The organism is Fibrobacter succinogenes, from assembly GCF_902779965.1.
GTDB lineage: Bacteria > Fibrobacterota > Fibrobacteria > Fibrobacterales > Fibrobacteraceae > Fibrobacter > Fibrobacter succinogenes_F.
Window position 1 is genome coordinate 1 of sequence record NZ_CACZDK010000028.1, and the last position, 25,783, is coordinate 25,783.

Sequence of the window (25,783 nt, forward strand, 5' to 3'; positions counted from 1 at the left end):
TCTTTGCAGAAGGCGTCAAAACGCTTCTGAATTCAATCTAAAAGGAACACTGATGCAGACAATCGAAGAATATAAGGAATACGCCAAACAGCTCGAAGTCGAAGTGAAACAATGGCACGACGCTTTCGACGCAAGCCAGGCTCAAGTCAAGGAACTTGCAAAAGAAAACTTGCGACTTGAACGCGAACGCGTCGAACAGAATTCCATCATCGAAACTTGCGCTAACGAACTTGAAGAGCTCCGCCTGCACGAAGTTGAATGGGATTTGGCAAAGGCCCGCATCAAGGAACTCGAAGCAGAAAAAGTTCAAAACCTAATCAACCAAAAGGAAACTACTTAAACAAAGGACCGTAGCTCAAAAGTAATACTCAGGCAGAGCTTCAGCGATTGAAGGGATATGCGCTTGAATGCCCTTGATGCTGGTTCGAATCCAGTCGGTCCTATAAAAAAAAGGATAAAAAAATGACCTTAATCATAATTCTATCGATCTTGATTTCCGCAATCGCCATAATCACCAACATCAAGCACAAGGATTGACTATGAACACTTACAAAAACTACACCTACCAAAAGCTAAACGACGGTCGCATCCTGGCAAGCATGCCAACCGTCGGCGACATGATTTTTGAAAACGAAACCGAATTCAAAGCCTACATCGATGGCTACAAGATCACACAAAAGTTCTTTGGTGAAATTGAAAACGAGCTCCGCCATGCCGTCGCCAAGCATCCCAAGTTCTGCGACGCGATGGTGTCGCCTGACTCTTCCGTAAGCTGGGCGGAATCCGAGTACCGCATCAAGCTACGCAACGAAAGAGGCCCCTGGACCGCCGACAACATCCTCATGGAAGAAGTCGCAGAGGCTTTTAACGCCTACCAGCACGGCGACAAGAAAAACGCGCTCAAGGAATTTGCTCAGGTCGGTGCGGTCGTTCTGCGCTGCATGGAATTCATTCAAAAGGAGATGGAAAAATGAACACCGAAGAAATCGCCACAAAAGACGACCTTGCCAAAATGGAGTGCCGCATTCTCCAGGCTATTCACAGGAAAGTTGAAAGCAAGGACCGCACTCTGAACATCGACGAAGCTGTCAAACACATCAAGGCCAAGAACCGCGGTACCATTTACAAACTCACCAGCTCAGGCGAACTCGCTTACCTAAAGGTAGGCAAATCGCTCGTATTCTGGGAATCCGACCTCAACCGTTACCTGGCAAGGCAACGCAGGTCGAGCAACGAAGAACTTTCTGCAGCCGCAGCATTACGATCGGTATGACCGATTATAAAAACATTTTTAAAAACACAAAAGGCGTTTCGAAGCGTCTTTTTTTGTTTTTTACACGGTCACTTTAAAAATTTTGGTCACTTTTTGGTCACTCTGCAAGTATAAAGCAAAGTGCAACATCAGTATTTACAAGGGATTGAGCGAATATCAGAAAACTACTCCAGGTAATCCAGATTATAGAACTTACAGAAAGCCGGTTCGAAAGAATCGGCTTTTTTATTGCATTTTCGGCAATTTCATTTACTTTCATTTGCTTTCGTTTTCTATCATTTTATAAAAACGGTCACTTTTCGGTCACTCAAAAAAAAATGAAAATCAAAGAGAAAGTTCACATCAACCAGCGCCCTGTAAAGGGCGGCGGTTTTTCGCTGCACCTCGACTACAGGATCGGCGGCAAAAGGGTCAGGGAATTCCTGAAACTATACCTCGTGCCCGCCAAGACTCAGGCAGACAAGATAAAAAATGACGAGACTCTGAGGCTGGCAACCGAAATAAAAAACAAGCGGATCCGCGAGCTGGATTCAGGCGAACTTAATGTCGACACCCCGAAAAAGGCAAAGACCATCTTTGCTATCGACTATTTCCAAAAGAAAATAGGTCAGATAAAGGTCGAAAACTCGCGACAGAACAATTTCACCATGCTGAAATCCTTGACCGAATTCCGGAAAAATGCAACGCTTGTCGAAATCAACCGCGAATTCTTCAAAAAATTCATTGACTTTCTGGCATCAAAAGATTTGTCACCCGGCACAATCCGCCTTTACGGCGTGCTCTTGAAAGCCAGGTTGCACAACGCCTACATCGACGGGCTCATTCTGCACATGCCCGACTTTTACGGAATCATGCCAAAAAAGCAGTCTTCAGAAATCGAATTCTTGACACTTGACGAACTGCGTGACCTGGACTCCGCACCAGCTCCCGATGAAATCAAGAATCCATTCTTGTTCTGTTGCTTTACCGGCTTGAGATTTTCAGACATTCAGACACTCAAATGGGAAAACATCGACAACGACACAATCGTCATCCGGATGAAGAAAACAAAAGAAATTGTCCGGGTGCCGCTATCAGCCAATGCGAAAAAGTTCTTACCCGAAAGAAAATGCAAGGGTAAGGTCTTCGAAATTGGTCCGCTAAACAGTTTGACTCGCGGGTTGAAAGCCTGGGCCGAAAACGCCGGACTGAAAAAGAACTTGCATTTTCACATGAGTCGCCACACGTTCGCGACGCTGGCCCTGGCTAACGGAGCCGAACTTTACACGGTCAGCAAACTCCTTGGGCACCGTAGTCTACAAACCACACAGGTCTACGCCAAAGTGCTCGACGAGGGCCGCCGCAAGGCAGTTGACGCGATTCCAGAGCTATAAGAAAGGCGGTCCACATCGCTGCAAACCGCCTTGAGAAAAAGATTGACTACTAGACAATGCCGGGCACAGTCTTTGCAGCCATCTTGGAAGCAACAGTTTCACCGCTGCCATGATCCATCAGTTCCTTGATGCATCGAAGAGTCTTGACAGAATCCTTGATACCATCGAGAACCATGTGATTCTTGATTCGACCGCCATCCTGTTCCACCTGATCATTCAGGTCTTCAAGGTGGCGGCAAAGCGTTTTTTCGGTACGCTCCAGAACCATTTTCACGCGTTCGTTCATTACGCAACCTCCGTTTGGGTGCCCTGCATCTTCGCAAGAAGGACCGGAACGTCTTCGCTGGTAAACGAGAATCCGAAATAGCTGACTTTCGGAACATTGGCAAAAGCCATGTCGAGAGCGGCTTTGGCGGAATCCAAGTTCACCATGCCGTCGGCATCAAGAATCCCGGACATTTCCATCCAGGGCTTAACCTTGGATACAAGTGCAGCGGGATTGCTCTTGAGAGCGCCAAGAGCGGCGAAGCCCAGAAAACGGTCACCCATTTTCGGAATCATTGCCACCTGGTCCGCCATGAAACCGATGAAGCCGTCAACAGCCTTTTCGAGAGAAATATGCATAAGCTACCTCTTTTTACGCAGTCTGCGACGTGCTGGTGGAAGTGGCGGGAGTCGGGGTGACGGTTCCGCTACCGGCGGCGACGGGAGGGACGGGCGGAAACGGGGACACGAAAGCGGGCCCCCAGCCCGGAGCCACAGCGTAGTTCGGCACAAACGGAGCGCTGATGCGGTTCACGATTGCAGAAAGCCCGGCGATGCGGTCACCCAGGATCTGGTCGCGAAGCGGGTCAGTCTTTTCGTCGGCGAGAACGCGAGCTTCAAGGTTTGCGACACGTTCGGTCAGCGCGGCAACCTTGGCATCAGCATACTTTTCGGACTTGAGCTGAGCGATTTCGTTGTCCTTTTGGGCCAACTGGTAAACCGGGTTAGCAGTCGGGTTCTGGTTGCCAAAAAGGCCACCGAGACCGTTGCCGTTGAGCACGCCGCTGGCAAGTGCCGTGCCGATAACGCCGAGAGTAAGACCGGCGGTTCCCACACCCTTGCTGGTGTAGCTGTCGTTTTCGTAAGTAGCCATAATATCTCCTTTTGGGATAAATGAAAACCGCCGGGAGTTTCCCAGCGGTCTACACTCAAAGCTAAAAGAAGATTCGGCTCGAATCGTATTTTAGGAAAATTTGTGCAAATTTAGTTTGTTAATGAGTACGGCTCAACGATTAAAAGATAATCGCAATTCCGACATAGCATAGCTACCATGGTTTCTGCCGGAGCCGACTCCATAAGTTTATTTTCGTCACGCATCATACCGACCAAAATACAACCATTCGAATCCTTGACCGCATCGTTGCCAACATGAATTCGAATCCCACGAGAAGCTTGAATAACTCTGTTGTACAGCAAGGGGAGCTCACGTTTGAATTTCGGACTTTGTGAATTCTTGACGCAATAACCGACTGCAGGGATTAGCTTGGAACGGTTCTCCAAAGTCCAGCAGACAAAATGATTGTTCAGGTAAAGTTCGCCGAATACGCCTTTTTTATTGTAGTTTAAACCAGTACGAATTAGAACAAGTTCAGGTTTCACAACTACCCCACCTTTTCAAGTTTGCTCAAGAAATCAAAATTTTTGTAAGCGTTGTCGCCCCAATGGCCCCAGGCCCCGATCATCAAGCAGAAGTCGATAGTCGACGCCTGGAAACGGCTGCAGCCAGCTTCGCGGAGCCCGCCACGGCAAAGCGCATCGGAGTCTTCGCGATCAAAGATTTCATATCCTTTTTTTTGATAAAGGTCGTCATGCAAGAAGAAGAAGGCGTTCTGCAACGGATTATCCGGATCATAGGATTTCACCCGTAGAATCTTTTGGCCGAGCCACGGGATGGACCCGCAGTTGCTAATATACCCTTCGCCAACCCGCCATAGATAATCGCCACGGCTAGTATGCAACAGCATTTCAAAATCGCGCTCGAAAGCATAGACGGAATCGCCATGCAGTTTGCCGGTCGCAACCTGGAGCGGTTTGATGATTTCGGCGCTACGAAGGACTATTCCAGACATATTTCACTCCTACTTGTTATTCGGTTTACCCCAATCATCTTCGTCAAAGAAAATCCAGCCAAACGTCATAATCAGAGCGAAGAAAACCACTAGTATTAAAGCTTCCATATCACTTCCTTCCAGCGCGAACTTCGCCAATAAGCTGATTCAAAAGTTCATTATTGCGATCAATTTTCTGATCAAGAATTTTAAAATTCGAATCCCCGTCATCAAGACGTTTATCATGATGACGAATGTCATTCTCGATAACCGACATTCGTTCATCAAGAGTTTTTTTTGCCGAATCCGACTTACGGTCGGAATGAAACGATTTTATAATCGCTCCGATTCCGGTCATAAACGCACCTATGTCTAATCCAGTGATGTCCAATGTAAAATTCCTTTTCTAAAAAGTGTTTTCATTTCGCCCATCAAACATCTACTCCAAAAATCAGTCTACAGCACACCGCCAGCCGGATAAATCCTACCACCGGATTTCACAACTAGAACCGATGCGTCGTAAGGCACGATGAATGACCGAGGGTTAGGAGAACCTTGCGCGGCAGGGAAAGACACGTCGCTGGACCCGCTGTTGAATATGATTGCAATCTGTCCGTCTTCAAGACTATTCATTTTTTCCACGATATCGGACGCGCTTGCGTTCCATACATGATTAGTCAATGAGAGACCGCCGAAAGCATCAAGATTGCCCGTCACCTTTAGCCCACCGCCCACCTGCGTTGGGCCTAGCAGCAGAGGCTCGTTTTCCTGGCCAGGTGCATTATCCCTCACAAGACGCTTCTTGACCTGGATCGTATTCATACCGTCGCCGTGCGAGTCAATCGTGTCGGCCTGCAAGTTGGTCGTGCCGACATTGCCCGCATCAACGCCGTACAGTCCCTCGATTTTAGGCTGGTTGTTTCCAGGAATCCATTGCGAATCGCCGACCTTGAACATTGTCAGCGCCTCAATGACGCCAGCGGACAAGGCCGCAAGATTACTCAAAGACACGCCCAAACCGGAAACAACTTTTAATTCCGCAGACCCGACCTTTACAGAACGAAAAGTCCGATCACCGTTCAACGCATCAATAACCTCATGGTTAGATAAGCCTTTCACGGCCGCGCCTGTAATAAGTTCCACAATCGCGCACAGTTCTTCCTGTATGGTGTTACACCATTCAGACGAGAACTGAGTTGCCTTTTGGCCAAGAGTCCTGTTGCCATCAACGAACTTGCCATTAACAGCTGTAGCAGTATTAATTCGTTTCATTTTTTAACTCCTATAAGAAATTTGTCCAGTTTTTTTTTCATTCGGGCCTGCGTCCGGCGTGAGTCCCTGCTCCTGCGAAGCCAGCAGCTCGATAATGGATGTGATGTTTTGCGCCATGGTTTATTCTCCTTTCAAAAATTGGAATCGCTTTCTCCTTAACTATGTATAAGTTGCGTATGAGTCCTTAATATTCACGTTCGTTATCTTCAATGTGCACGTACCGCTGTAGTCCCCATAAATTGACCGAGCTCCAATGCATAGGCCATAGCCCATGATAACCTGACCGCTCTGCAAGTATCCGGTTATATGGAGATGGCCGCGCAAATGACCGCCTACACCCTGGCCAGATACGGTCGCAAAGGCGAATATACGGCCGTCGTTGGTGGCTATGGCTGTTTGCGGGGTTCCTGCCATCAAAGTGGATGCCAGGCAGAAAACAACGCCGATTGACGATGTGCTGTTGGTTGCAACAATATCATAGTCAAAATCAACTTCAATAAGGTCATGATAAGATCCCATCGATTGACTTGTGAGCGCATTTAAATACCCACTCTGCGATTTTCTGCCTGCGATTGAGAATGCTGTCTGGGACAAATCAAGATATGTGTCGGGGTCATTGTAAGTCATGTATGGAGCGCCGACTTGCTGTATGCGTGTACCTACGCCAAGTCCGTAAGACTTATAAGTGAGTTCTACGTACTTACGATTACCTATAGTTGCATCATCGCTCTTTATCGCTGCGCCGGATAAAACGGTAATTGAGGATCCTGGATACAACGTCCCGCCACCGCCATTAACTAGCTTTGCATTACAGACGTAAGTTGACTTTATTTCAGAGCCCTCCCCGTCATTCGTAGCGTTTGTCGCGTTGGCAGCACTCCCAGCCGTGTTAGCGGAACCAGCAGTTGCAGCTACCCCTGCATTGTCTGCATAGTACGGAGAAAGAGTCGTTACATCCCATCCCGCACTCGTACACTTCACCTGCAGAATTGAGCCTCTTGCATTAACGTCGCCGTAGGAGTCTCTAGGCATATTGAAATAGAAGGCGACTATAGCGCCTCCGCTGCCGAACTCAACATAGGACAACGGAACGATAGCCTCAGCAGAGTTGAATTCTGAACTTCCTCCACCCAATCCAACCGCGACACAGATCTTCTTACCTTCGCCGCGACCGTCGCCGCGAGCATTTGTCATTGCGGTAAATTCGGAAATCACTCCGTACTGCGCGACGTACATATCGGCGTTAGGAGCAAGCCTTGAATCGTTGCCCTCGCAGAACGTGTTCGCCGAAGAGCCGAACGAACCTGCCTGAACTACGCCTCCAGTTCCAGTGATTAGAGGCTTGTTCGCCGTAGTTCCGACCTTGCCTGCAGATGTAATGTTCCCGTGTCCGTGCGTATTAGGCGACACGTCCACGCCGGTCACCTTGAGCGACTGTGCGTCAAGCGAATCGGCCATGCGGTCACCGATGTTCGAATTAGCTACCTGCTGCTCGACGGATGAAAGTCGACTTTCAAGCTCGACCAGCGCTCTAGCCGATACCATACCGTTGTCTACAAGCTTCTGGACTACAAGATTTGTAAGCTTTTCAAACGTTTCGCCTTTAATCGCGTCATTATTGTAATCTTCTGGAGTTATCGGCATCACAACCTCACCTTGTACTTGCGCCGAAGCACCGCACGAAAACCGTAGCGGGCACGCAGCGCAAAGCAGTTCTTCTTGTCATTCCATTGCAAATACCGCCTAAACGATGTCAGCACTTCACGCCTGAATCGCTCGGCGACATTCCGCATATCCTTTGTCCTCAAAATCCCGACGTAGGTATTCATCGAAGAAAGTAGTCGCGCAGTTTTCCACTGCACGTTCCGAGCATGCTTCCATTCATTGATTTTCGCAAAAGCCCGACAGACCGTTCCGTTGTCGGCATACTCGCGATCGAACTTCACCCTGCTACCTAGTATATGTACACCCTTCGAATAGTGCTGGCAGTAGAACTTCCGTTCATTCAGCCGTACCTTCAAAGCCGAAAGCCTTGAGCGAATCTCCGGCATCATCGAGAGGAATTTCGCCTTGTCGGTAGTCACGATGTAGATGTCGTCAACGAAGCCAACAACACGCAGGAAGCCGAAAGTCTCCAGCCATTTCACGACATTGTTGATGTAGTGACCCATGGCGTTTTGCCAGCAAAGAAATCCTATCGCGCCGCCAGTTCCCACCGGCTTGTTGAACAGGCTCTTTTCCGGAGCAATCGCGGACCAGTTCGAACGCGGTACGTACACTTTGCAGTTCCTCGCAGGGTCAGCCCGCATGCAGGATTCCATCATGTACATGATGTCGGCCTCGTCATCTCCGATGTAGTAACGGTCGATAATGTCCAACTGCTGCGCAAGCGCAATCTCGACATCCGCGTTAGGGAAATAGCCCTTGAGGTCCATATGGACTATCCAGGCGTCACGCGTGTAGTTGCAGGTCATCTCGCGCACGTCCTCGCGGAAGCGAGCGATACAGGCGTGAAGGCCCTTGCCCTTGCGGTTGTTGTAGGTTCGGTCCGAAAGCACGTCCTCGTATATCGGGCGCAGCTTGCGGTCTAGGTAGTGATGCACGACACGCACGTACATCGCAGTGGCGAAAATCTCCCTCGCCTTGGGGCTAAAAACGACGAAGGCATAGTTCGGGGTAGTATCGAGCCTACGCCCGTTCAGGTCATTGCACAGACGGACGAGAGACTTTTCAAAGCACATCTCGAACAGTACCGCGTCTCTCGAGCGGCGCTTGTTGCTACGCGCAACGAAATAAGTCTCTAGCAATTCATCTAGCAATACCATACTATCCGCCGAACGGCCTGCATTAGTCAAGTTCGCGACCGACAACGCCCGATTGTTGTTGTTCAGGTTGTTGTTGCCGTTGAAATTCCCGTTGTTGTTCAAATTCCAGCCATTGGAGCGGGAACGGACAAAGGGAACCGCCGCAGCCGAAGCTGCATCAAGGCGCACTGCCGGAACTGGTATTCATGATACCGTCGCCTCCTCTTAACTGTTCTTGCATGCCGGAACGACGGCCATTGTTTGATGCCGCCGTTGACCGTACTTCGCGGGCGATCCTTTCTCGCCACGCGATTATGCCATCGTCAATTCTCTGTATATATTCGTATGATTCTACGCACTTTTTTCCGGGCACCACCTTCTTGTCGATACACAGCCGCATCAGGCCTTTCAGTACCTCGAAATGCGCGAGGAACCTGTCCGTGTGAACCACCTTCTCGTTTCCGCGCAACTTGTAAGAAAGAGTGAACTCAACAAGCATCGCAGTCGACGCGTCAAGGATTCTGTCGCCGAGAACGGCCCTGTCGCGTTTTGGAATCGAAAACCGCAGACCGTACACGATACCAACCAGCTTGTAGGTATCCACGTATATCGGAGTATCGACAACTTTCTTTGACACTTTCGAGATCCTTTTTTAGGTGCGGGCGCGGCTTCAAAGGCCGCGCCGAATAAGGTGGAAGGTTAAATATCCAAGAGCGCGACCGACAACGCCCGATAGTAGCTGGACAGGGAGTAGTAGCCGTAGAAAAGCCCGTTGGAGCCCAAATTCCAGCCATAGGAGCGGGAACGGACACAGGGAAGCCAATAGCGCGAATCGTTCGAGTTCGTGTTGAGCTGTAGCGTGCTGCCGCCGATTTTCGACAGCGTCTTGTTGAAAACGTCGGCAGCAGGACTCTCAAGAGTGTACTTAACATGCCTGAAAACATCCTGCACGATGCCTAATCCGGGCTGGAACCAGTCGCCACGGCGAAGTCCGTCAACATTCGCGAACTGACCGTAGGAACCCCATGTCAGGTTATGGTTGTAGGCGAATTGCGCCACGCGGAAGAATGCGGAATTGTCGGCCTCGTTCGCATCGACAAGCACCTTCGTCGCAGCCTTGCCGTCCTGGAAGACGACGGAATTGCTCGCCAGCGAGCACGGATACGCAAGCCTGCGAGAATCCAAATATTTGCGGAAGCCCGCCTCGCCTGCACCAAACTTGGCGATAGTTTCGGCCACTTTGTACGTCGTGGCGTCATGAGCCGTAATGCTGTACGCCGCAGGACCGAGTGTCAGACCCCAGTCGGCCCCATTCAGAAAGGCGTTTTGCAACCCGTCCGTACCGCCGTTCCAGCCTTCGTTCTTGCTCGCGCCGCCACGACCAGTGAGCCACGCGAACAGCACGTCTACATTGCACGTGGCGCGGAAGCCGACAAGACCCTGCGTGTCCTTGGCGTCTCCAGCCGTGATTTTAGCAAGGTCGGCATCGGAAAGCTTGCCGGACGGAATCGTGTAAGAGGAAGAAGTCGCACCGGTAAAGAACGGCCCTGCGGCACCGATGTCCTTGTACAGCACGTAGCACTTGTTTCCGTGCACGCTCGCCACGACACCAAGCGCGGTAAATCCCGCCGCCGTCATCTTGGCATTGTCCACGGTATCACCAGAAACAAACGTCACAGAGCCTTCCGTAACGCCACTGCCAGGTGCGGCCGCGCTGTACACGCTCGTTGTCGGCACGTACACCGCGTCGCCCTGCTTGGGGCGCTTAACAACGACGTTCACGCCGTCGAAGTGAACCTTGCCGGAGTCGGCCTCGAGCGAAACGGTACTCTTGCCGAGAGCGGCTCGCGCAGACGCGTCAGCGGCATACGCCGCTGCGTCAGTATACTTGTTGATATATTTAGTGTCTAAAGCCATAATGTCTCCTACGAGTTAGGCAAAACGATCGAAATGTTGTTAGCGATAATCATAGAGTTCGCGGAATCGTACTCAATATCGAGTATATCCTGCTTTTCTTTGACCTTATTCAAGACATTTTTTGTCAACTGTTCTAGCTGCTGACCTTTAATCGCGTCATTATTGTAATCTTCTGGAGTTATCGGCATATCATCCTCCTTTATGTTGTGGCGTTCCAGGCGTTCTCGAACATCGCGTCCACTTCATCGTTCGTCATCCAAGAAAGCGAGTCCTGCTTTCCCGCAAGGCTGTTACGGATAGAGGCGAGTTCAACGGCTACATCGCTTCCGCCGATCTTCAGTACCTGCGTGTCGAGACTGTCGGCCTTCCTGTCACCCATATTTTCGGCGGCGGCCATCTCCTCGACGGCACGCATGCGCGCGTCGAGATTGTCAAGAGCGGCAGCCGTAGTCTCTTCCTTTGCGGAAATGTCGGTGGCAGGAGCCAGGTCGCCGGGTGCGACGCCGCTGTCCACGGGGTTGCCATTCTCGTCAAATACTGCCAAGTTGCCGGGTACGGCGTCCGCGTCCTTGTCGGCCTTCGCGTTGATCAGTAAAGTAAGGTTCGCGTTTGTCGGCAGCGCATCTAGCTTGGTGTAAAGCTCCTTGGTCATCAGGCCGTTGCCGCTTGCGCTTGCGGTCGGAATGTCTGCAAACGTAGCAGTAATATCGCCATTGCCGTTCTGCTGCAGGCGAACAAGCGTCTTGAGCGGCCCGCCCTTACCAGAGCCACTAGCATTGTCCGTGTCGACGGGATTCTGAATCAGCTTGAACTCGCCGTCGATTGACTGCCATTCACCGGTAACCTGCGCACCCGTACCCTGCTTGTGGAAGATGAGGTTCTGGCCGTTGCGCACGGTAAGATTGCCGAGCGTAATCACATTTGCGGGCGATTGTTCGGAAATACCTGTAACGATAACAAGGTCGCCGTTGTGCAGGTTGTCAAGCGTCATCGCGTTGATGGCCGCAACAGTCATCGTTCCGTAATTCTGGCCGTAGCCCTGCAGCAAGCGTGTGACGTAGGCAACAACCTGCGCGTGCGTCGCAATATGCCCGTCGTTGTCAGACGCAACGTCGTTATTTCCAAAGCACGCTGTGGCAAATTTTGACAGCGGTATAGTTGCATCAAGAATGTTATTCGCTTGGACTGAATCGTCACCGAGTTTTGCATGAGTGACCGCGCCATTCGATATTGTAAGCGTAATGCTCACATCCTGACGCAAATCCGTAGACACGGACCCAGTAACATCGTTGGTAAGGCGTATCGATATTGCGTTCTGCAATCCGAGAGCCCTCAATAAATATATTACGTTATTGGTCTTGTCATAAAACCGCGACCAATCCAAATAAGTCGGCTCAGGCATATTCAACCTCCGTTTTAAAGTCTATTTCTTTATACAATTCAGAAAACTTTTTTCGGGACTTCGGCTCCACATGCGCGGCACTAAAATATTTCCAACAACCTTCATTACCGTCATAAATCAATTCAAGTCCATTCACAACCGAAACCCCTCCACGAAGAGTAAACGTACCAGCTTCTTCGCGTTCGCTTCCGTCATCAAGTTTCCTTTTTTCACGGGGAATCCCACAGACAATTGCCATATCGCCAGTAAAGAAGTTCCCAACCTCAAGTTCGCCGACGCTCATATGGCCCAGAAAACGATTGCCATCACTCTTCGCCAAACAATCGCTTACACACTTTCTAATCGTGTCAATCATAAAAGAAGTTGCCCCCTGTAAAAAATCACCTCACCAGCGCCAGCCGCTTCAGGCGGCGCAATCTTGAGAACATGCGCGTCGACATACGCGGCATCAACTGCACCTATCTGCTCAGCTGTCACGTTGTGCGGATTGTCCGTCCGGTCAGCATGCGTGCTGATGACATCGGCATTGTCCTGGTCGCCCTTCTTGATTTTGGCTATGAGCGCACGTGTCGCCTCGGTGTCTATCGGCTGCCTTGTCACTTCCGCCATACGCTACACCTCCCCTTCCGCAGGTGTGGATTTCCACAGTTCGTCAAGCGTAGCCTCGTCCATGGCGCGGCTCTTGACCGTGCCCTCGGTATCGCTGTCGCGCACCATGTAGCTGTTGGTGTCGGCACCGTCGGGCAAGTCCTTGATGCGGACGGTTCGAAACACGGTTCCATCTTCAAGCTCAATCGTCCCAGTATATCTGACCTGAGAACTCTTGACAGACGCCACAATAGGAGCATTATTTGCAATCAAGACATTGTCTTGGTTATCTACAAGCACCAGCTCAACATCTACATCGACATACGAGCACAGAAGCTTAGTGTGCGCTGGCTTCAGCTTTTCAAACATGACCTCGGCAGGGACATTACTCCATTCCTGCAAATAGTCATTACAGGTATCGTTGCACGTGCAAATATGCCAGTCTTCAGCACTTCCCTCGACAGCAATCATCCAATAAAAATTCGGATCATCGTCGCCAAAATCTACGCCTTCAAAATGAGACCTATGTTCAGGATTCCAGTATTCGTACACTTCTGCCCGCAAGCCAAACAGCGCTGCAAGACTTTTAAAATACGGAACGGTCGCGCCACCCTTTTTCCTGGCAACTCGAAAGATTTCTTCAAGACGCCTTGCGCTAGTAGACTGTTCAAGGCCTTTAATCGGCAATCCCAGCTCACGTTCCCATGTTTCGTAGGACGTCGTTTTTGCAGGGCTAGATTCAAAGACAAGGTCGCGCAGAATTTTATACACAGCAGAAAAGCCGAGCGAGAACCCTGCAAAAAGCTTCCACCAATTTCCGGCTTTACCCTTAAACCAGGCGAACCCGCGCGGCAGCAACCCTAAAAGGGAGCTTCTAAACTCTTCATTTTCGTAATCAACGCCGTCACGCACGACATTATCACGCCGAGCAACATTCCAAACATTTAATTCGCTCAGAGTAACGACTGTAAGCGAAAATCGGCCAAACAAGATATTTTCGCGAACGACAAGCACATCGTAAGAACCAGCATCTTTCGGCGCTACAAATTCAAGAGAATTATCGTCGTAATCGAGGACCGTAAGTTCTGCAATCTGAGATGGAGTTCCGTTGTCAGCCAAAACCTTGCACTTGTAATCAAAGCCCGATCCAAAGACATAGACCGAGCCACCTTGGTTTACACGCAGCGGACTTATTTGCTGAACCGAAAGCACTACACATCTCCGTTCAGAAGATTGATTCCACCAGCTTCAATTTTCGAAACTTCGGCAACCGGACTTTCGCCAGAGAAATCCAAATCCATTTCGAGCACCTGAACCTGGGAACCGCTTTTCGTCACCGACTGAATAAAGAATTCTTTCGCAGCAGAATTCGACAGCACATGCAACCGCAACGTTTCGAAATCAACAGAAGTTCCAGGTTGCATTTTTTGCAGATACTGTTTAATCGCCGTCGTAGCGCTTTCACGCACATACTGATTGTAAGGAGCTACCGACGCAGTAATCGTAACGGGAACCGGCGTCACCGCAAACACACGCACATCGGCAGTGACCGGTCTACGGGCATCATCTTCGATGTAAGACTTAACTTCGGCAACCTGATCTTCCGTCGGCACGATGTTTGCAGAATTATAATTCGCCAAGGCGACGCTTACCGAGTTGGTTTCGGGCTGATTCGGAAAAATAAACGCATCCGTAACAAATGAAAACTTCGTCGCCCAACCATAATAGTCGTTCGCGGCACCGCCATGCGCAGGGTTTTGGATGCGATTCAAAAGGCGGGCACGATAGTCTTCCGCCAATTCGCCCCACACCTGGATATCGCCATCCACTTCAACAGGATCCGCAACGCCACCGGATATCAACTCGGATACAACAGAGGCGACGCCATCAACAGCGCCATCCCTAAACGTCAAAGACACGCCTTCACCAAGGTCAGAGTCCTTACCGACATCCAACGCAACAACAGGGATACCGATATGTTCAGAGTCAACTATAACATCATTAGGCACTTCATACTCAATCCCCGATTCCTCATCGACCAAAACAGTCCCCTGCGGAATCGTAACCGTAGAAACACCTTCTTCCAAAGTAACAGCAGCCGTTCCGGAAGATTTTAACGGCACCTTGTGCGGGATCCCGTATTCAGCGCCAAATCCTTCGAGAGCAGACACGTCGCAAGTAGAGACGAAACGATTTTTCCATATCCGTTTTGCAATCAAAATTACCATGTACAAGGCCCCGCCAAGCACATGCGCAAGCACCTTAAGCACGGTCTTACGCAACACCGTAGACTGGCCAAAAAACTGAATTGCCAAGGCATTTTCGACGATACGGATAAGTTCCTGCAAGCTCTTAAATTCCATCAGTAGCCATCCACTTTATTTCGTAAGCATAAGCGTCGTCACTACCATCAGGACGTCCAATAGTGATAGTGACATTCATCGTTTCTTCGGCTGCGACTTCAGCTTTACAGCCGACAGACTTAGCAACGCCATCCTCAACCATCCAAGCCAAAGATTCGTTCACAAGATTTTCGACAGACCTTGCCGTCACCTCGGTCAGTTTTCCAGGGAAAGCTTCGTAAAGATACCCGCCAAGATTCCCTTTTTCAGAAAGGGCATCACCCCACCATCCACCAATAACCGGCTTCAGATTAGCCACTTTTCCAAGCTTGCGCTCGCGGGCGTAAGTTCCAATCGATATCACGACAGCATTTTCAAGGCTGTCAGAAGTCAGCAAATCACCTTTGACTTCATCGAAGGCAAGGTCAAAATCACCGGAACTTCTGCGATACAAAGCAAGGTCGCTCATCGCAATAAAAATAAACAGCCCTTACATAGTAAAGGCCGATTTTGACACAAGTTTTTTTTAGCTACGAAAGTCCGCCGGTATGGGTGGCATCGCCACCTTTCAAAGTTAACGATACGGCATTAGCCTGCGCAGTCGGAGACCCAACCACAGACACTTCTTTCGGGAGAGCCGTAATCGTCACCTCGGCACTTTTGACAAAATCATAAATGATTCCAGCCAAAGCTTCAGCAGCCGCTCCGTCATCAGCAGGTCGCGACTCGAACATATTTTTTAGAGCATCTTTTAGCGCATTTTTATCCAAAGCCATATCACATCCCTGGTTGAGGCGGATCCGTCGGGCCCATACCCGTCTTATGAATATGACCAGTCAAAGTGACGAAAGTTCCGTCGCACAGAGCCTTAAAATCTCCCGTCGCTTCAACATCGCCAACAAAACGGAACTTGTTGGAATTGGTCAAAAATTCAATAGAACCATCGTTTTTGAGAGTTATGCTAGTGCCGAACGGAGAATGCACCCGCACCTCGCCTTCTTTCAGATCCGGGCATTCGCCCCGAGTGGATATAACCACTCCGTTGTCGCGGGACCCGCCAATGAAAAGCGCAACGCCTTCCACATCACCTTTGGGGCGACTCGAAAAACCGAACTGTTGCAAGAATTCAACATTTCGGCGTCGTTCGCCAGCAACAAGTTCAATATCGGCCAACAGCTCACCGTTTTTGTAACGGCTGGCAGAAATCACGCAACGGCCCACCATCAGGCGGAGCTTCGCCATCAACGATTCAATCAAAGATTCAAAGCTCATTTTCCTTGCACCGCCTTCTTGATAGATTTCCACGGGTCGGATTTAGGACTTTTCGCAGACTTTACCGCCTTGACCTTCTTTGATTCCGGCTGAGGCTCAAAAACTTCGGGCGGAACCAGCGTCAAGTTCGTCATCTCACCCGAAGACCCCCAGGAATACTCTACGGATGATACCAATAAATCAAGCGGTGTCTCGACGAAAAGCTCCGGGGCTTCGAAAGAGCAAATCACGCCAGGAATCCAAAGACCCGACGAATGCTCCCAACCATGGACCGTCGCCCTGAATCCCATCGATTTAGCCCTGCGAACGCGGCATTCCCAGTCGGCACGGGCTTGCACCTTGTCTTTTTCGACCGCATTGGAATCCACGACAATCAGCGGGCGGTTTCGGCTAACGTCCGAATCAGAAGATGTCGCTACAACCTTGTTTTTCGCCTTGCCAGTTCCGTAAACCGTATAGGTTGAAAAGCGGTCAACAAGCGAAAAATCTACACTTGCCGCCATCAAGTTTTCACCTTGCTTCAAGGCTGGCCCACGTGGGCACGAATCAGGCTTTAGCAGATACACTTTGCCCATGCCGTCGGAACAACACAGGATTCCACGTTCTTTGCAAAGCTTCGTGATCGTGTCAAGCGCCTTGGCTCCAGGCTCGACAGAAAACTTCTGGAACGGACCGCCAACATCCACGCCCATGCGGTTCGAGAAAGAAAGACCGAAATTCGCGCAGACAATGCGGATGATTTCGTCCATTTTCTTGTTTTCCCACTCCAGCGGGTTATCAATACAGCAATCGGCGATATCCGCAGAACATTCGCTCCCGGAAACACCCACCGAATGCGAACCAGCGGAAAACGACGTTGAAAGACGGTCCACAAACCCGGAAATCACCTTGGTACCATTGACAGCAACCTCGACTGAATCACCAGGGAAAAGACGCACACGGTCGCCATCCGAATTCCTGGCAACCAAGGTGAGCGAAAATGCCGCCGCAATATGGTCAAGAGACCGGACCACGCGGGCTTCCGTCCACTCCGAAAACTTACGGCCGTTGGCGAAAACCTCTATCATTTGGAAAGTACCCTCAAACTTTCGCGGGTCATTACCAGCGGGTCACCGACATCGTTACGTTCCAGGATTTCGTCAACACGGTCCAGGCTGCCGTAACAATCAAAGCACACCGAAAGAATATCGCGAGTCCCGTTCAACGGCAATTCTACGACCACCGCAAGTTTCGACATTTCGTCACGCAGATACTTGAGTGCCGTCGCCTGCAGATCCATCAAAGTCGCATAATCTTCGACAGAACCGGCCTGTTCGGCCGCATCATCAAAAACAGAACTTAGCGAGTCCTGCATTTCACGAGCTTCTTCAGCACTTGTGAAAGAGCAATCCACCACAGATCGAGCTGCCATTGCCGCAGCACTCATGAGAGCCAAACGGTCAACTTCAGAGCTCAATTCATCTGCCGAAGAATAGGCCGAATCCCGCCTCTTGGCCATTGTCGAACGCATCATGACCAGGCTTTCGTTCACATATCCGTTGGCATCGTCGTCAGACACGGTTTCTTTGGTCAGCGTCAAAAGATTTTGTATGCGATTCGCAAAGTCGGACGGCGACATCATGATTAGCTGAACATTCTCGCGAATCTGCGAAAGCGTATTGACAAACGCCGAAACACTACGAATAGATCCACGTGCACTTTCGATGTCATCAAGCATTTTGGTGGTTGAATCAGCCACCGAATCTACGACAGACTTAGCCTTTCCCGCAATACTGAAAACCTCGGTAAAAATCGACTTTGCGGAACTCAGTGCGGAATCCGATTTTCCAATCGCAACGCCACGCAAGTCCGTTACACTTTGAGCCTGATTCTCGACTTTCTGTTCCGGAACAAACGTAAGTTCACCCGAAATGAACTCCTGCTCAGCCTTCTTGAACGAAAGGCTGTACGCCGTGCAGCGGGCGTTCATGCGGCCATAATGCGGATGAATGAACTCGAAAGCACCTTCCTTGTTCAGCGCCTCTTCCAGGCGTTCACGCTTGGTTTCGCAATCCGCTCCGGTCAGGTAGATAGTGCAGGTGATTCCAAGAACCTTTTTGCCGACATCTTCGTTTACATGGCTATCGGAAAAAGGCAGCGGAGTAGTAACCACTTCGCGACCGCCGGAACTCGCCGTTTCTTCCACAAAAAACGGGACCCCTGCATAGGATGCGGCCACGCACTCGACAACGCCCTGGGGCGTATCGATTTGAACCTTGTGTAAAGAATTTGCGTATAAAAATTCGTGTTCAGCCATTACATACCCGCCAAAACATAACCACGAGAATAGTCAAAGTCGCCGTGATCCGGAGCCGTCACCTGGACGCCGCGAGGCATATTCTTGAAATCGACCGCAAAGCGGCTGGTAGTAGTCGTGTGGGATTCGCTTACCGCCTGAGCGACGGAAGCTCCAAGCGACGAAGACGAAGAACCCGGAGCTGCAGAAGCCGAAGAAATATCACGAATCGAAGGTTGTTCATCATCGCCGAAAAGATTCCCTAAAACAGGAATACCTTTTACAATAGATTTTATTCCAGAAACAGCCGATTTGACACTGCCAATAAAAGTATCGTAGAGCAAATTGCCTATTTCAGAAATACCCGTTTTAAATCCATCCCATAAATCCGAAATAGCACCTGGAAGAGCCGTAAAGAAATTCCACCACGGATCAATAAAGATAGATTTAAAACCGCTCCACATCCATTTTGCAACCTCGACAAACTGGTTTGCAAAATTCTTGATAGCACCGCCAATATCGTCATAAATGAAAGACTTCAGCATATCGAAATTATCGATAACACTTGAAATCGCTTTTTTCCATGCCACAAAGCCAACAACGGCAAGGCCGATTCCCGCAACGATAGGCCCAGAAACAACGCTTGCAGCAGCCATCAAAGACGGCACCAAAGGAACAACCACGCCAAGAATTCCGGTAAACCCAGCAAGCGCAGCAAGTACGCCCGGACCAATCAAGTCGACCAGCTTGACAACTACGTTCAGAATCTTCGGAATGGACGGCAGAAGACCCTTGACAAGATTGCCGACAGAACCCACCACAAAGCCAACCTGTTCGCGAATCTTCGGGCCATTATCTTTGACAAACGCCTGAATCGTCTTGAACATTTCTGTAAATGTCGGGAACAGTTCTTGCATCACAGAAATCTTGACAGAATTAATCGTTCCGCGCATATCCTGGAGCGCATCATCGAAGGCTTCTGCATTCTTGGCACCTTCTTCGTTAAATCCGCCACCAATCGCCGCAAAATCGTCAAGCATTTTCTGAACGCCAGTGCCGCCGCTAGAAAGCATTTCAGACATTTTCAGGCCAGAACGACCAAAGAGTTCTTGAGAAACAAAAGCCTTTTGTTCAGCCGTCGCAAGCTTCGAATAACCGTCCGCGATTCCCTTCAGCAGCTCAGTCGAATCCTTAAATTCTGTAATCCTACGACCGCCCAAAATCGAATCGAACACCCTGAAAGCGGTCTTGTCGCCGCCACGGGCCTTGCCGAGGTTCACGCTGAATTTTTTCAGTGCGGAATCAAGCTCTTCGGTAGACATGCCCGCATGTTGCGCGGCAGCGTCAAACGCCTGATAATCATTAACAGACAGCCCGACAAGTCGCGACGTTTTTGCAATGCGGTCACCAGTTTCTGCGAACTTGCCGACAACGCCGACAAGGCTTTCAACCGCACCGATAGCGGACTTCACACCGCTAGTAAAGTTTGAAACAAGCACAGACGCAGAAGCAAAGCTCGCCATCTTGCTTCTAAAATCCATCTTTTTCTTGAAATCTTCGAGAATACCGTTTGCCGTGCCAAGAGTTGAATTCAAAATCTTGACATCACCGGCGGCTTTGCGGAAAGAACCGCCCGACAACAGATTCAGTGATACGTTCAAAATATTGGCCATAGTTCAAAAAATAAGCACACGACCCAACAAAAAGACTTTTTTTGAACCAAATTTTTTTTGTTTACAAAATTTTACATTTTAAATATCGACTTTCGTGTGTAAAGTGTGTATATTATAAATGCAGCAAACAACAAAGCGAGGACGCAATGATTATCAAGACTTACATCGCAAAGAACACCGAATTTGCCATCGACACCGAAAAACTCGAAATGGATAAAAAAGGAAAAATCGTTGGCGTTCCTAACTGGAAGTTTTCAAAGCGCCAACTCGCCAACGCAGATATAGTCGAATTTTTCGTCAGGTCTTACAGCCTGGTAAAAATCGGAAATTTCTACTACGCAAAAGATGATGTTGCCGGAATGCTCCGCGGGGCTTCCATCCAGGTCTAAAGCGCTCGCCAGGACTCGCGACCTGGCAGACCTCGAAATTTTAACAAGGACAAAAACTATGAAAAACGAAATCATCCAAAGCACTCTCAAAACCATCGCCGAGATTAAATCCGGGAACAAGTGCATGCGAGTCGAAGCCAGCACGTGCGGTCACCTGGTCGAAGAATGGCTCCGGGAATTCGAAGAAAACGGCTACAACGACATCGTCAACGCCACCGAAAAGGATGTCGTCGAGGCATACGACGAATGCGTCGAGTTCGGATGCGAGGACATCACTGTCGGCGATGCGCTTCGCCAAATCGCTTCACACGCAGCATGCCACGACGAACACGCAAGCATCGACCGAGTGAATATTTGGTAAAAAGGAGCTATAAATGCCACGCCCACTAATTCGCGATAAAGTCATGACAAGGATAAACCTGATGCTGGATAAAGAATCGCTCGAAAAAGCCCAGCGCAAGGCAGCAAAAGCTGGAATTGACCCAGCCATCGCCGGAAGCTCCAGCGCCTTTGTGCGCTGGCTGATTGACGAATACAACAAATGAAAAAGCGACCCGCAAAAGGTCACTTTTTTGGATTCATCCACTCGGCATACTTTTCGGCAGCTTTCAGGCTGAACGCAAACGCTTCGGCATCCAAGTCCATTATCTGGTCATAAGACCAGTGAAAAACGCCTGCCAGGGCGGCAAAGCCGTCGTCGAAACCTAAGCCTCCCCACCGACTAAGAAAGGGCGGGCAAGTTCGCCAATAGCCTTCACGTCGCGGGCATCCATGCCAAGCACATTGTTTTCCGTCAGGCCGGACGCAGCAACAACGAGTGCAATCATGGCATCACCTTCGCCTTTACAGTTTACAATAGCCTTGATGTCGCGACCGGTAAAGGATTCCTTGACCGCAACATGGTCAATTTCGGTTCCATCCACTTTCTTGATGGGAACAATCAGTGTGTAATCCATATTTTTACTCCTTGTATGAATTGAAAAGAAAACTAATCCCATGACCCATCGACAGCTGCAAGGTTTCTCTTGTAAGGGCAACACAATGGCGTCGGGAACCTAGACCGGAGCGCCTTCCGTCCATGAGATTAGTTTAAGCCGCGCTGGGGCTTCGATCCCCACCGGAAAGCGGCTCACAATCAAGTTCGCCGCAATCCGTCCCCAAGTAGCGCGGATATGAGCCGTAGAAAAGGCATCAAACTACGGCATGAGTTCCTTGCCCGGAGGGCCAGAGAATTCGAAACTGATTTCGCCTTCGGCTCCTGATTCGCTCGGATCACCACTGAAGGCGGCTCCGGTAATCACGAACACCTTGCCGTTCGGCTTTTCGAGCTTCACGGTGGCGTTTTTCAGCTGGCGGAGTTCAATCTGGTCCAGGTCGGAAGTATCGGTGATGGTGCCGGACACCTTCGCAGGCATGGTTTCGACCTTATAGCCGTGCATACGGCCATCGACACCCATAATGGGCGTGCGCTTTTCGCCGCCAATATCGATAGTCGGGTCGCCCTTGAGGTTGAACTGGACGCCGTTCACATAGAGCTTGTGGGTTCCACCCACGTCTTCAAAAGCCATCTTGAGCCTCCTTTACTTGAACTGAATCTTGGACTTGCCGATGAAGAACTGGTCAATCAAGTCGGCGGGGATGAGGAACTGGAGCGCGGTATCGTCGTCAGGATCGCGGGCTACAACAAGGTTCGCCTTGAAGGTGGCGTAATCCTGGACAAGGCCCTTCGAAATCCAGTATTCGTAGCGGCCCAAAAGTTCGGCTTCGCCAAGCTTCGGAGTCATGATCACCTGACCCGGACCAAAGTCCGTACCGTCATCCGCAAGCTTTGCGTGCGGGTAGCGGCCAGCGAGGTAATTGTTCCAGTCCCAGCGCAGGAACGAGAGAGTGAACACCTTTTCGAGCTGCTGGTAGCTGGTATCCTTAGCACCGGCCGGGTTCGTCTTGTAGGTGGTCACCATGCGCTTGAGGTACACGGTGCCGTCGTTGCCGCAGGTCAACAGGGCGCAACCGGCCTTCAGAAGCAGGTTATTGCCTTCGAGGTCTTCGCGGTCGGTTTCACGCGGAGCGACGATGCCAGCGACAGCCCAGTTAGAAAGCGGCTGAGCGGGGTCGTTCAGGGCCTTCGGGGCAACGCAGCCGAGCACGGCGGCAGCAACTTCGAAGCCCGGAGTCGGCGTTTCCGGAAGAGACGGCAAGCAAATCACCTGGGAATTCAGGTCGCCGCCACGTTCCACGAGAGCGTCAAGGCTTGCTGTGCCATAGTCGACCGTAGAGCTGCCTTCGGTCACGCTACAGCCGTTCAGGCTGAAGAACAGCACACCGGTCTGCTGCACGGTTGCCGTCCAGCGGTCATCCAGGATGCGCTTGATTTCGGCGACATTCGTCGCATCGTCGGAACCGGCAACGATAGCGTTGAACCAGGTGCCGCGAATGATGTTGGCGACATTGGCCGTCACGTAAGACGTGTCGGAGCCACCGCCAGTCATGGCGGTAATGGCCAGCTGGACGCCCTGCGGGAGTTCCTGACCCTGGTAATGGTTGTAGCGGATATCGATGCCTTGGCCGCAAGTACCGCCGTTCTTTGCAGTAAGCGTCACGGTAGCGCTCGAAGCTTCGGCAGTAACAGGCAGCTGCTGGTTTTCGTTGATGGCAGCGGCAATGGCAGTCGCAACTTCGGCTGCAGTCTTGCCCGCGACCACATCAGCGGCAACGCTCTGGCCACCGATCATCAGGCGGATTGCTCCGGACTTCGGAGCGACCGTAGCGGAGCCCGCGAAAGACACCGCGATAGAACCTTCTGCAGCGGTCGAGCCATCGGCAACAGCCAAGGCCCAAAGTTCACTGTTGCGGGTATTCTTGCGGAACGCACGGATCATGCGGGCAATCTGCGAGCCTGCACCGTAAAGGGCGTCGGCCTGTTCGTCGCTCGTAATCAGCTTCAACGTTCCAGTGTTGGCGGAGTTTGCCGAAAGGGCCTGCCCAATGAGCAAGTTCTTCCAGGGCATTGCACCGCCCTTTGCCGCGTTCGAGTTGTCGAACTCGGTCATAAACATGGGGACAAGGTTGTCCGCCGGAATTTCACCAAAAGAAATGCTCATCGGCATCCTCCGTTTTTAAGGTCTAACATTCGTATCAAATTCAATCTTGTTACCAGAGCCACTACCCATCGAAAGCGTGTTTTCAGCCTTCAAGAAATCGTCAGCAGGACCACCAACCGTAATTGTCACGGCATACTCAATGCCAAAGACCATTCGCTGAGAGCCACGGTCCGCTTCTCCTGCAGAACTCAAGTTATTTGTAATCGACTTGAGCACAAGCCTTCTTACAAGCCCCGAATAGGGGCCAATGCGGCGTTCTATAGGCTGAAGAGCTTCGGCAACGGCCTTAGCTACATCATCAAGAAAATCGTTTACATCGTATATTTCGGACTGATCATTCGAATCATCTACAGCTCCACGGCCATACACATCAATGACCAAATCACCGGTCACATAGTAAAAGCGCGGAGAGGTCCGTTTATCATCAAAATTCGTTTCAGGCGTATAAACACAAATAAAGCCAGATTCCTCCGGCCAGGCACGTTCCTGCCTGGCGGAGAAAACATTTTGGCCAATTCCAGGAATGTCCGCAGTCTTAAGCGTCTGCACAACACTTGCTCGCAAAGTCTTAATGCAATCAAGAGTTCTATTAGCCATCGACAGGCACCTTCTTTACCAGTTCAAGCTGGTAGGTTACAGTTCCGTCAGATTCGTCGGCAAAATCAACCGCTTTCAACTTGAGTGACTTCTGGAATCCGGATTTCATCTCAATTTCAAAGACATCACCCTTGCGGGCCACCTGCCCAGGCAAATCGACCTTGCGGACAACCAGCCTAGGGCGGTGAGAAATAGCAGTCACTTCAGGGCCAAGAGATTCACCACTATCAAGCGCCTGCGAGTCGTAAAGTCCATTCATCTGAATTCGGTCAGACCCACGGACTAAAACCACGGCATTACCGAAAGCTTCAACGTCGAAAAAAACGCCGTTTAAATCTTCATTGAGACTTTCGGAAAATGCACTCACGGTTTAGTTCCTAGAGGTTGACAACCTTGGCCCAGGCGATCCCATCCGGTTGCTGGAGAACAGCAAGCGGGCGGCTCTTCATGATGAGCTTCTGGATTTCTTCGTCTTCGTCGTAAATCGTCTTGGCAAAACGTTCTGCACGGAACCAGCCATCCTTGACATTACCGACGCAACCGAAGTACAGCTTGGCAGCAAGACCTTCGCCGATAGCAAGCACCTTGTCCTTCGGGACAAAGCTCGTCTTGGCCTTGTTGACGGTATACGTATCGTTGTACACCCAAATGCGGCTACCATTGTGGTAACCAACAAGTTTCGCACCGTTGCTGTTGACTCCGCCACCCAGGTCCATGGAATTGCCCGTCACATGGATACGGTCAAAGTCTTTCATGAACTTTTCGTTTGCACGAGCGGCCTTCCAAGCAGCAGCGCCGAAAATCTTGTCGGCAACAGCCAAGCCGGAATCTTCGCTAACAACGGTATCGAGATCAGACAGGTCGCCGATAATGTCAGCATCGTTTCCAGTCCAAATCGAAGTACCGCTCTTGGTAATCTTGTGGGTAGCCTTGACATCAAAAGAAATACTGTCGATTTTCTTCCCTTCTTCGTCAAGAATTTCGTAGCCGCCTTCGAAAAAAGCCTTGGAGCAAATCATTTCGATTGTGCGGTTGATGCGGTTGCTCAGGTCAGTAGTATCATTGCCCAAGATGTAGGACTGGCGCTGGTTTGCATCCATCGGATCAACAAGGACCGCCGGTTCACCAGGCTGAGCCTTGAGCACGTCAAACGCGTCGGTCGGACGTTCCAAAGCAATTTCATAGCAATGGAACGGGCGCTTGGTGTAGCCGGAACGTTTCGTAACGGTGCGCTTTGCCCCTTCACGCTTAAACGGTGCAAGAACGTGGGTTCCTTCGACAGTGTCGAGTTCGGCATTCACGGTCTTAAGCGTTTCTACCTGGAAAAAGCCGGAAAGAAAACGCTTGGGAGGCAGGTTGTTGTTTACCTGCTTGGTAAGAGTCGCGACATTCATATAATCAGGCATGTCATC

Annotated in this window: 36 protein-coding genes and 1 pseudogene; 8 read left to right on the forward strand and 29 right to left on the reverse strand. The window is 50.4% G+C overall.

Going from position 1 to position 25,783, the window contains the following annotated elements; translation table 11 throughout:
• The 5 genes and pseudogenes from HUF13_RS12500 to HUF13_RS12520 all read left to right on the forward strand — a co-directional run.
• On the forward strand, positions 1-340 hold a 340-nt coding region (locus tag HUF13_RS12500; protein WP_304039135.1), incomplete at its 5' end, for a hypothetical protein.
• Between the two features lie 4 nt (positions 341-344).
• A pseudogene (locus HUF13_RS12505) lies at positions 345-443 on the forward strand.
• 96 nt (positions 444-539) lie between these two features.
• Positions 540-974 carry a hypothetical protein gene (locus HUF13_RS12510; RefSeq protein ID WP_173475446.1) on the forward strand — a complete coding sequence of 145 codons (435 nt, stop codon included), beginning with the start codon at positions 540-542 and terminating at the stop codon, positions 972-974.
• Positions 971-1,273, forward strand: a complete 303-nt coding sequence (locus tag HUF13_RS12515) for a helix-turn-helix domain-containing protein (RefSeq protein ID WP_173475447.1) — start codon at positions 971-973, stop codon at positions 1,271-1,273. The genes HUF13_RS12510 and HUF13_RS12515 overlap by 4 nt, the downstream gene beginning before the upstream one ends.
• Before the next feature lie 317 nt (positions 1,274-1,590).
• On the forward strand, positions 1,591-2,646 hold the full coding sequence (locus HUF13_RS12520) for a site-specific integrase (RefSeq protein ID WP_173475448.1): 1,056 nt from the start codon (positions 1,591-1,593) through the stop codon (positions 2,644-2,646).
• A 49-nt stretch (positions 2,647-2,695) separates the two neighbouring features.
• Here the strand turns inward: HUF13_RS12520 and HUF13_RS12525 are convergent, their stop codons facing one another.
• From HUF13_RS12525 to HUF13_RS12635, 23 genes are all read right to left on the reverse strand, one after another.
• Positions 2,696-2,932: a hypothetical protein gene (locus HUF13_RS12525; RefSeq protein WP_173475449.1), complete on the reverse strand. Its 237-nt coding sequence runs from the start codon at positions 2,930-2,932 to the stop codon at positions 2,696-2,698.
• Positions 2,932-3,270: a hypothetical protein gene (locus HUF13_RS12530; protein WP_173475450.1), complete on the reverse strand. Its 339-nt coding sequence runs from the start codon at positions 3,268-3,270 to the stop codon at positions 2,932-2,934. The genes HUF13_RS12525 and HUF13_RS12530 overlap by 1 nt, the downstream gene beginning before the upstream one ends.
• Before the next feature lie 13 nt (positions 3,271-3,283).
• Positions 3,284-3,784: a hypothetical protein gene (locus HUF13_RS12535; RefSeq protein ID WP_173475451.1), complete on the reverse strand. Its 501-nt coding sequence runs from the start codon at positions 3,782-3,784 to the stop codon at positions 3,284-3,286.
• A gap of 110 nt (positions 3,785-3,894) precedes the next feature.
• Positions 3,895-4,290, reverse strand: a complete 396-nt coding sequence (locus tag HUF13_RS12540; protein ID WP_173475452.1) for a DUF5675 family protein — start codon at positions 4,288-4,290, stop codon at positions 3,895-3,897.
• A gap of 2 nt (positions 4,291-4,292) precedes the next feature.
• Positions 4,293-4,760 (reverse strand): hypothetical protein, encoded by a 468-nt coding sequence (locus HUF13_RS12545; RefSeq protein ID WP_173475453.1) that lies wholly within the window; start codon positions 4,758-4,760, stop codon positions 4,293-4,295.
• A 109-nt stretch (positions 4,761-4,869) separates the two neighbouring features.
• Positions 4,870-5,097: a hypothetical protein gene (locus tag HUF13_RS12550; protein ID WP_173475454.1), complete on the reverse strand. Its 228-nt coding sequence runs from the start codon at positions 5,095-5,097 to the stop codon at positions 4,870-4,872.
• Positions 5,098-5,195: 98 nt separating this feature from the next.
• Positions 5,196-6,011, reverse strand: coding sequence for a hypothetical protein (locus tag HUF13_RS12555; RefSeq protein ID WP_173475455.1), 816 nt, complete (start codon positions 6,009-6,011; stop codon positions 5,196-5,198).
• Between the two features lie 159 nt (positions 6,012-6,170).
• Entirely contained in the window at positions 6,171-7,658 is a 1,488-nt protein-coding gene (locus HUF13_RS12560; protein WP_173475456.1) for a hypothetical protein, read from the reverse strand.
• Positions 7,655-9,004: a reverse transcriptase domain-containing protein gene (locus tag HUF13_RS12565; RefSeq protein ID WP_173475457.1), complete on the reverse strand. Its 1,350-nt coding sequence runs from the start codon at positions 9,002-9,004 to the stop codon at positions 7,655-7,657. Before HUF13_RS12565 ends, HUF13_RS12560 begins: the two co-directional genes overlap by 4 nt.
• Positions 8,994-9,452 carry a four helix bundle protein gene (locus HUF13_RS12570; RefSeq protein ID WP_173475458.1) on the reverse strand — a complete coding sequence of 153 codons (459 nt, stop codon included), beginning with the start codon at positions 9,450-9,452 and terminating at the stop codon, positions 8,994-8,996. The genes HUF13_RS12565 and HUF13_RS12570 overlap by 11 nt, the downstream gene beginning before the upstream one ends.
• 62 nt (positions 9,453-9,514) lie before the next feature.
• Positions 9,515-10,732, reverse strand: coding sequence for a hypothetical protein (locus HUF13_RS12575; RefSeq protein WP_173475459.1), 1,218 nt, complete (start codon positions 10,730-10,732; stop codon positions 9,515-9,517).
• Positions 10,733-10,740: 8 nt separating this feature from the next.
• Positions 10,741-10,920: a hypothetical protein gene (locus HUF13_RS12580; RefSeq protein WP_173475460.1), complete on the reverse strand. Its 180-nt coding sequence runs from the start codon at positions 10,918-10,920 to the stop codon at positions 10,741-10,743.
• Positions 10,921-10,931: 11 nt separating this feature from the next.
• Complete coding sequence (locus HUF13_RS12585) at positions 10,932-12,134, reverse strand: hypothetical protein (RefSeq protein WP_173475461.1); 1,203 nt, start codon at positions 12,132-12,134, stop codon at positions 10,932-10,934.
• Positions 12,127-12,489, reverse strand: coding sequence for a hypothetical protein (locus tag HUF13_RS12590; RefSeq protein ID WP_173475462.1), 363 nt, complete (start codon positions 12,487-12,489; stop codon positions 12,127-12,129). Before HUF13_RS12590 ends, HUF13_RS12585 begins: the two co-directional genes overlap by 8 nt.
• Positions 12,486-12,743: a hypothetical protein gene (locus HUF13_RS12595; protein ID WP_173475463.1), complete on the reverse strand. Its 258-nt coding sequence runs from the start codon at positions 12,741-12,743 to the stop codon at positions 12,486-12,488. Before HUF13_RS12595 ends, HUF13_RS12590 begins: the two co-directional genes overlap by 4 nt.
• A 3-nt stretch (positions 12,744-12,746) precedes the next feature.
• Positions 12,747-13,934 (reverse strand): putative phage tail protein, encoded by a 1,188-nt coding sequence (locus HUF13_RS12600; protein WP_173475464.1) that lies wholly within the window; start codon positions 13,932-13,934, stop codon positions 12,747-12,749.
• Complete coding sequence (locus HUF13_RS12605; protein WP_173475465.1) at positions 13,934-15,085, reverse strand: baseplate J/gp47 family protein; 1,152 nt, start codon at positions 15,083-15,085, stop codon at positions 13,934-13,936. Before HUF13_RS12605 ends, HUF13_RS12600 begins: the two co-directional genes overlap by 1 nt.
• Entirely contained in the window at positions 15,075-15,533 is a 459-nt protein-coding gene (locus tag HUF13_RS12610) for a phage GP46 family protein (RefSeq protein WP_173475466.1), read from the reverse strand. Before HUF13_RS12610 ends, HUF13_RS12605 begins: the two co-directional genes overlap by 11 nt.
• 61 nt (positions 15,534-15,594) lie before the next feature.
• The gene (locus HUF13_RS12615; RefSeq protein WP_173475467.1) at positions 15,595-15,840 is read right to left on the reverse strand and encodes a hypothetical protein; all 246 of its coding nucleotides are present in this window, start codon (positions 15,838-15,840) and stop codon (positions 15,595-15,597) included.
• A 1-nt stretch (position 15,841) separates the two neighbouring features.
• Positions 15,842-16,336 (reverse strand): phage baseplate assembly protein, encoded by a 495-nt coding sequence (locus HUF13_RS12620; protein WP_173475468.1) that lies wholly within the window; start codon positions 16,334-16,336, stop codon positions 15,842-15,844.
• Positions 16,333-17,403, reverse strand: a complete 1,071-nt coding sequence (locus tag HUF13_RS12625; RefSeq protein WP_173475469.1) for a phage baseplate assembly protein — start codon at positions 17,401-17,403, stop codon at positions 16,333-16,335. The genes HUF13_RS12620 and HUF13_RS12625 overlap by 4 nt, the downstream gene beginning before the upstream one ends.
• On the reverse strand, positions 17,400-18,632 hold the full coding sequence (locus HUF13_RS12630) for a DNA circularization N-terminal domain-containing protein (RefSeq protein ID WP_173475470.1): 1,233 nt from the start codon (positions 18,630-18,632) through the stop codon (positions 17,400-17,402). Before HUF13_RS12630 ends, HUF13_RS12625 begins: the two co-directional genes overlap by 4 nt.
• Complete coding sequence (locus tag HUF13_RS12635; protein WP_173475471.1) at positions 18,632-20,284, reverse strand: hypothetical protein; 1,653 nt, start codon at positions 20,282-20,284, stop codon at positions 18,632-18,634. The genes HUF13_RS12630 and HUF13_RS12635 overlap by 1 nt, the downstream gene beginning before the upstream one ends.
• A gap of 146 nt (positions 20,285-20,430) precedes the next feature.
• Between HUF13_RS12635 and HUF13_RS12640 the strand changes: the two genes are divergently transcribed.
• Genes HUF13_RS12640 through HUF13_RS12650 form a run of 3 tightly spaced genes read left to right on the forward strand, consistent with a single transcriptional unit; the run spans position 20,431 to position 21,218 of the window.
• Positions 20,431-20,673 (forward strand): hypothetical protein, encoded by a 243-nt coding sequence (locus HUF13_RS12640; RefSeq protein WP_173475472.1) that lies wholly within the window; start codon positions 20,431-20,433, stop codon positions 20,671-20,673.
• Positions 20,674-20,731: 58 nt separating this feature from the next.
• Positions 20,732-21,034: a hypothetical protein gene (locus HUF13_RS12645; protein WP_173475473.1), complete on the forward strand. Its 303-nt coding sequence runs from the start codon at positions 20,732-20,734 to the stop codon at positions 21,032-21,034.
• 13 nt (positions 21,035-21,047) lie between these two features.
• On the forward strand, positions 21,048-21,218 hold the full coding sequence (locus HUF13_RS12650; RefSeq protein ID WP_173475474.1) for a hypothetical protein: 171 nt from the start codon (positions 21,048-21,050) through the stop codon (positions 21,216-21,218).
• A gap of 159 nt (positions 21,219-21,377) precedes the next feature.
• Here HUF13_RS12650 and HUF13_RS12655 read toward each other — a convergent pair whose 3' ends face one another.
• The 6 genes from HUF13_RS12655 to HUF13_RS12680 form a co-directional block, all read right to left on the reverse strand.
• The gene (locus tag HUF13_RS12655) at positions 21,378-21,629 is read right to left on the reverse strand and encodes a phage tail assembly protein (RefSeq protein ID WP_173475475.1); all 252 of its coding nucleotides are present in this window, start codon (positions 21,627-21,629) and stop codon (positions 21,378-21,380) included.
• Positions 21,630-21,869: 240 nt separating this feature from the next.
• Positions 21,870-22,241, reverse strand: a complete 372-nt coding sequence (locus HUF13_RS12660) for a phage tail tube protein (protein WP_173475476.1) — start codon at positions 22,239-22,241, stop codon at positions 21,870-21,872.
• A 12-nt stretch (positions 22,242-22,253) separates the two neighbouring features.
• Entirely contained in the window at positions 22,254-23,774 is a 1,521-nt protein-coding gene (locus HUF13_RS12665; RefSeq protein WP_173475477.1) for a hypothetical protein, read from the reverse strand.
• 15 nt (positions 23,775-23,789) lie between these two features.
• Complete coding sequence (locus tag HUF13_RS12670; RefSeq protein WP_173475478.1) at positions 23,790-24,371, reverse strand: hypothetical protein; 582 nt, start codon at positions 24,369-24,371, stop codon at positions 23,790-23,792.
• A complete protein-coding gene (locus HUF13_RS12675) occupies positions 24,364-24,738 on the reverse strand; it encodes a hypothetical protein (protein ID WP_173475479.1) in 375 nt (124 codons plus the stop codon). The genes HUF13_RS12670 and HUF13_RS12675 overlap by 8 nt, the downstream gene beginning before the upstream one ends.
• 10 nt (positions 24,739-24,748) lie before the next feature.
• On the reverse strand, positions 24,749-25,777 hold the full coding sequence (locus HUF13_RS12680; protein ID WP_173475480.1) for a major capsid protein: 1,029 nt from the start codon (positions 25,775-25,777) through the stop codon (positions 24,749-24,751).
• Between the last annotated feature and the right edge of the window lie 6 nt (positions 25,778-25,783).

What these genes read in the sequence shown, in the direction of transcription:
- HUF13_RS12555 (WP_173475455.1), bottom strand. Translation starts at nt 6,011, where the DNA reads ATGAAACGAATTAATACTGCTACAGCTGTTAATGGCAAGTTCGTTGAT.
- HUF13_RS12655 (WP_173475475.1), bottom strand. Translation starts at nt 21,629, where the DNA reads ATGGATTACACACTGATTGTTCCCATCAAGAAAGTGGATGGAACCGAA.
- HUF13_RS12650 (WP_173475474.1), top strand. Translation starts at nt 21,048, where the DNA reads ATGCCACGCCCACTAATTCGCGATAAAGTCATGACAAGGATAAACCTG.
- HUF13_RS12680 (WP_173475480.1), bottom strand. Translation starts at nt 25,777, where the DNA reads ATGCCTGATTATATGAATGTCGCGACTCTTACCAAGCAGGTAAACAAC.
- HUF13_RS12545 (WP_173475453.1), bottom strand. Translation starts at nt 4,760, where the DNA reads ATGTCTGGAATAGTCCTTCGTAGCGCCGAAATCATCAAACCGCTCCAG.
- HUF13_RS12550 (WP_173475454.1), bottom strand. Translation starts at nt 5,097, where the DNA reads ATGACCGGAATCGGAGCGATTATAAAATCGTTTCATTCCGACCGTAAG.
- HUF13_RS12515 (WP_173475447.1), top strand. Translation starts at nt 971, where the DNA reads ATGAACACCGAAGAAATCGCCACAAAAGACGACCTTGCCAAAATGGAG.
- HUF13_RS12665 (WP_173475477.1), bottom strand. Translation starts at nt 23,774, where the DNA reads ATGAGCATTTCTTTTGGTGAAATTCCGGCGGACAACCTTGTCCCCATG.
- HUF13_RS12530 (WP_173475450.1), bottom strand. Translation starts at nt 3,270, where the DNA reads ATGCATATTTCTCTCGAAAAGGCTGTTGACGGCTTCATCGGTTTCATG.
- HUF13_RS12590 (WP_173475462.1), bottom strand. Translation starts at nt 12,489, where the DNA reads ATGATTGACACGATTAGAAAGTGTGTAAGCGATTGTTTGGCGAAGAGT.
- HUF13_RS12510 (WP_173475446.1), top strand. Translation starts at nt 540, where the DNA reads ATGAACACTTACAAAAACTACACCTACCAAAAGCTAAACGACGGTCGC.
- HUF13_RS12520 (WP_173475448.1), top strand. Translation starts at nt 1,591, where the DNA reads ATGAAAATCAAAGAGAAAGTTCACATCAACCAGCGCCCTGTAAAGGGC.
- HUF13_RS12640 (WP_173475472.1), top strand. Translation starts at nt 20,431, where the DNA reads ATGATTATCAAGACTTACATCGCAAAGAACACCGAATTTGCCATCGAC.
- HUF13_RS12645 (WP_173475473.1), top strand. Translation starts at nt 20,732, where the DNA reads ATGAAAAACGAAATCATCCAAAGCACTCTCAAAACCATCGCCGAGATT.
- HUF13_RS12535 (WP_173475451.1), bottom strand. Translation starts at nt 3,784, where the DNA reads ATGGCTACTTACGAAAACGACAGCTACACCAGCAAGGGTGTGGGAACC.
- HUF13_RS12660 (WP_173475476.1), bottom strand. Translation starts at nt 22,241, where the DNA reads ATGGCTTTTGAAGACGTGGGTGGAACCCACAAGCTCTATGTGAACGGC.
- HUF13_RS12595 (WP_173475463.1), bottom strand. Translation starts at nt 12,743, where the DNA reads ATGGCGGAAGTGACAAGGCAGCCGATAGACACCGAGGCGACACGTGCG.
- HUF13_RS12630 (WP_173475470.1), bottom strand. Translation starts at nt 18,632, where the DNA reads ATGGCTGAACACGAATTTTTATACGCAAATTCTTTACACAAGGTTCAA.
- HUF13_RS12635 (WP_173475471.1), bottom strand. Translation starts at nt 20,284, where the DNA reads ATGGCCAATATTTTGAACGTATCACTGAATCTGTTGTCGGGCGGTTCT.
- HUF13_RS12610 (WP_173475466.1), bottom strand. Translation starts at nt 15,533, where the DNA reads ATGAGCGACCTTGCTTTGTATCGCAGAAGTTCCGGTGATTTTGACCTT.
- HUF13_RS12615 (WP_173475467.1), bottom strand. Translation starts at nt 15,840, where the DNA reads ATGGCTTTGGATAAAAATGCGCTAAAAGATGCTCTAAAAAATATGTTC.
- HUF13_RS12605 (WP_173475465.1), bottom strand. Translation starts at nt 15,085, where the DNA reads ATGGAATTTAAGAGCTTGCAGGAACTTATCCGTATCGTCGAAAATGCC.
- HUF13_RS12575 (WP_173475459.1), bottom strand. Translation starts at nt 10,732, where the DNA reads ATGGCTTTAGACACTAAATATATCAACAAGTATACTGACGCAGCGGCG.
- HUF13_RS12625 (WP_173475469.1), bottom strand. Translation starts at nt 17,403, where the DNA reads ATGATAGAGGTTTTCGCCAACGGCCGTAAGTTTTCGGAGTGGACGGAA.
- HUF13_RS12620 (WP_173475468.1), bottom strand. Translation starts at nt 16,336, where the DNA reads ATGAGCTTTGAATCTTTGATTGAATCGTTGATGGCGAAGCTCCGCCTG.
- HUF13_RS12585 (WP_173475461.1), bottom strand. Translation starts at nt 12,134, where the DNA reads ATGCCTGAGCCGACTTATTTGGATTGGTCGCGGTTTTATGACAAGACC.
- HUF13_RS12670 (WP_173475478.1), bottom strand. Translation starts at nt 24,371, where the DNA reads ATGGCTAATAGAACTCTTGATTGCATTAAGACTTTGCGAGCAAGTGTT.
- HUF13_RS12525 (WP_173475449.1), bottom strand. Translation starts at nt 2,932, where the DNA reads ATGAACGAACGCGTGAAAATGGTTCTGGAGCGTACCGAAAAAACGCTT.
- HUF13_RS12580 (WP_173475460.1), bottom strand. Translation starts at nt 10,920, where the DNA reads ATGCCGATAACTCCAGAAGATTACAATAATGACGCGATTAAAGGTCAG.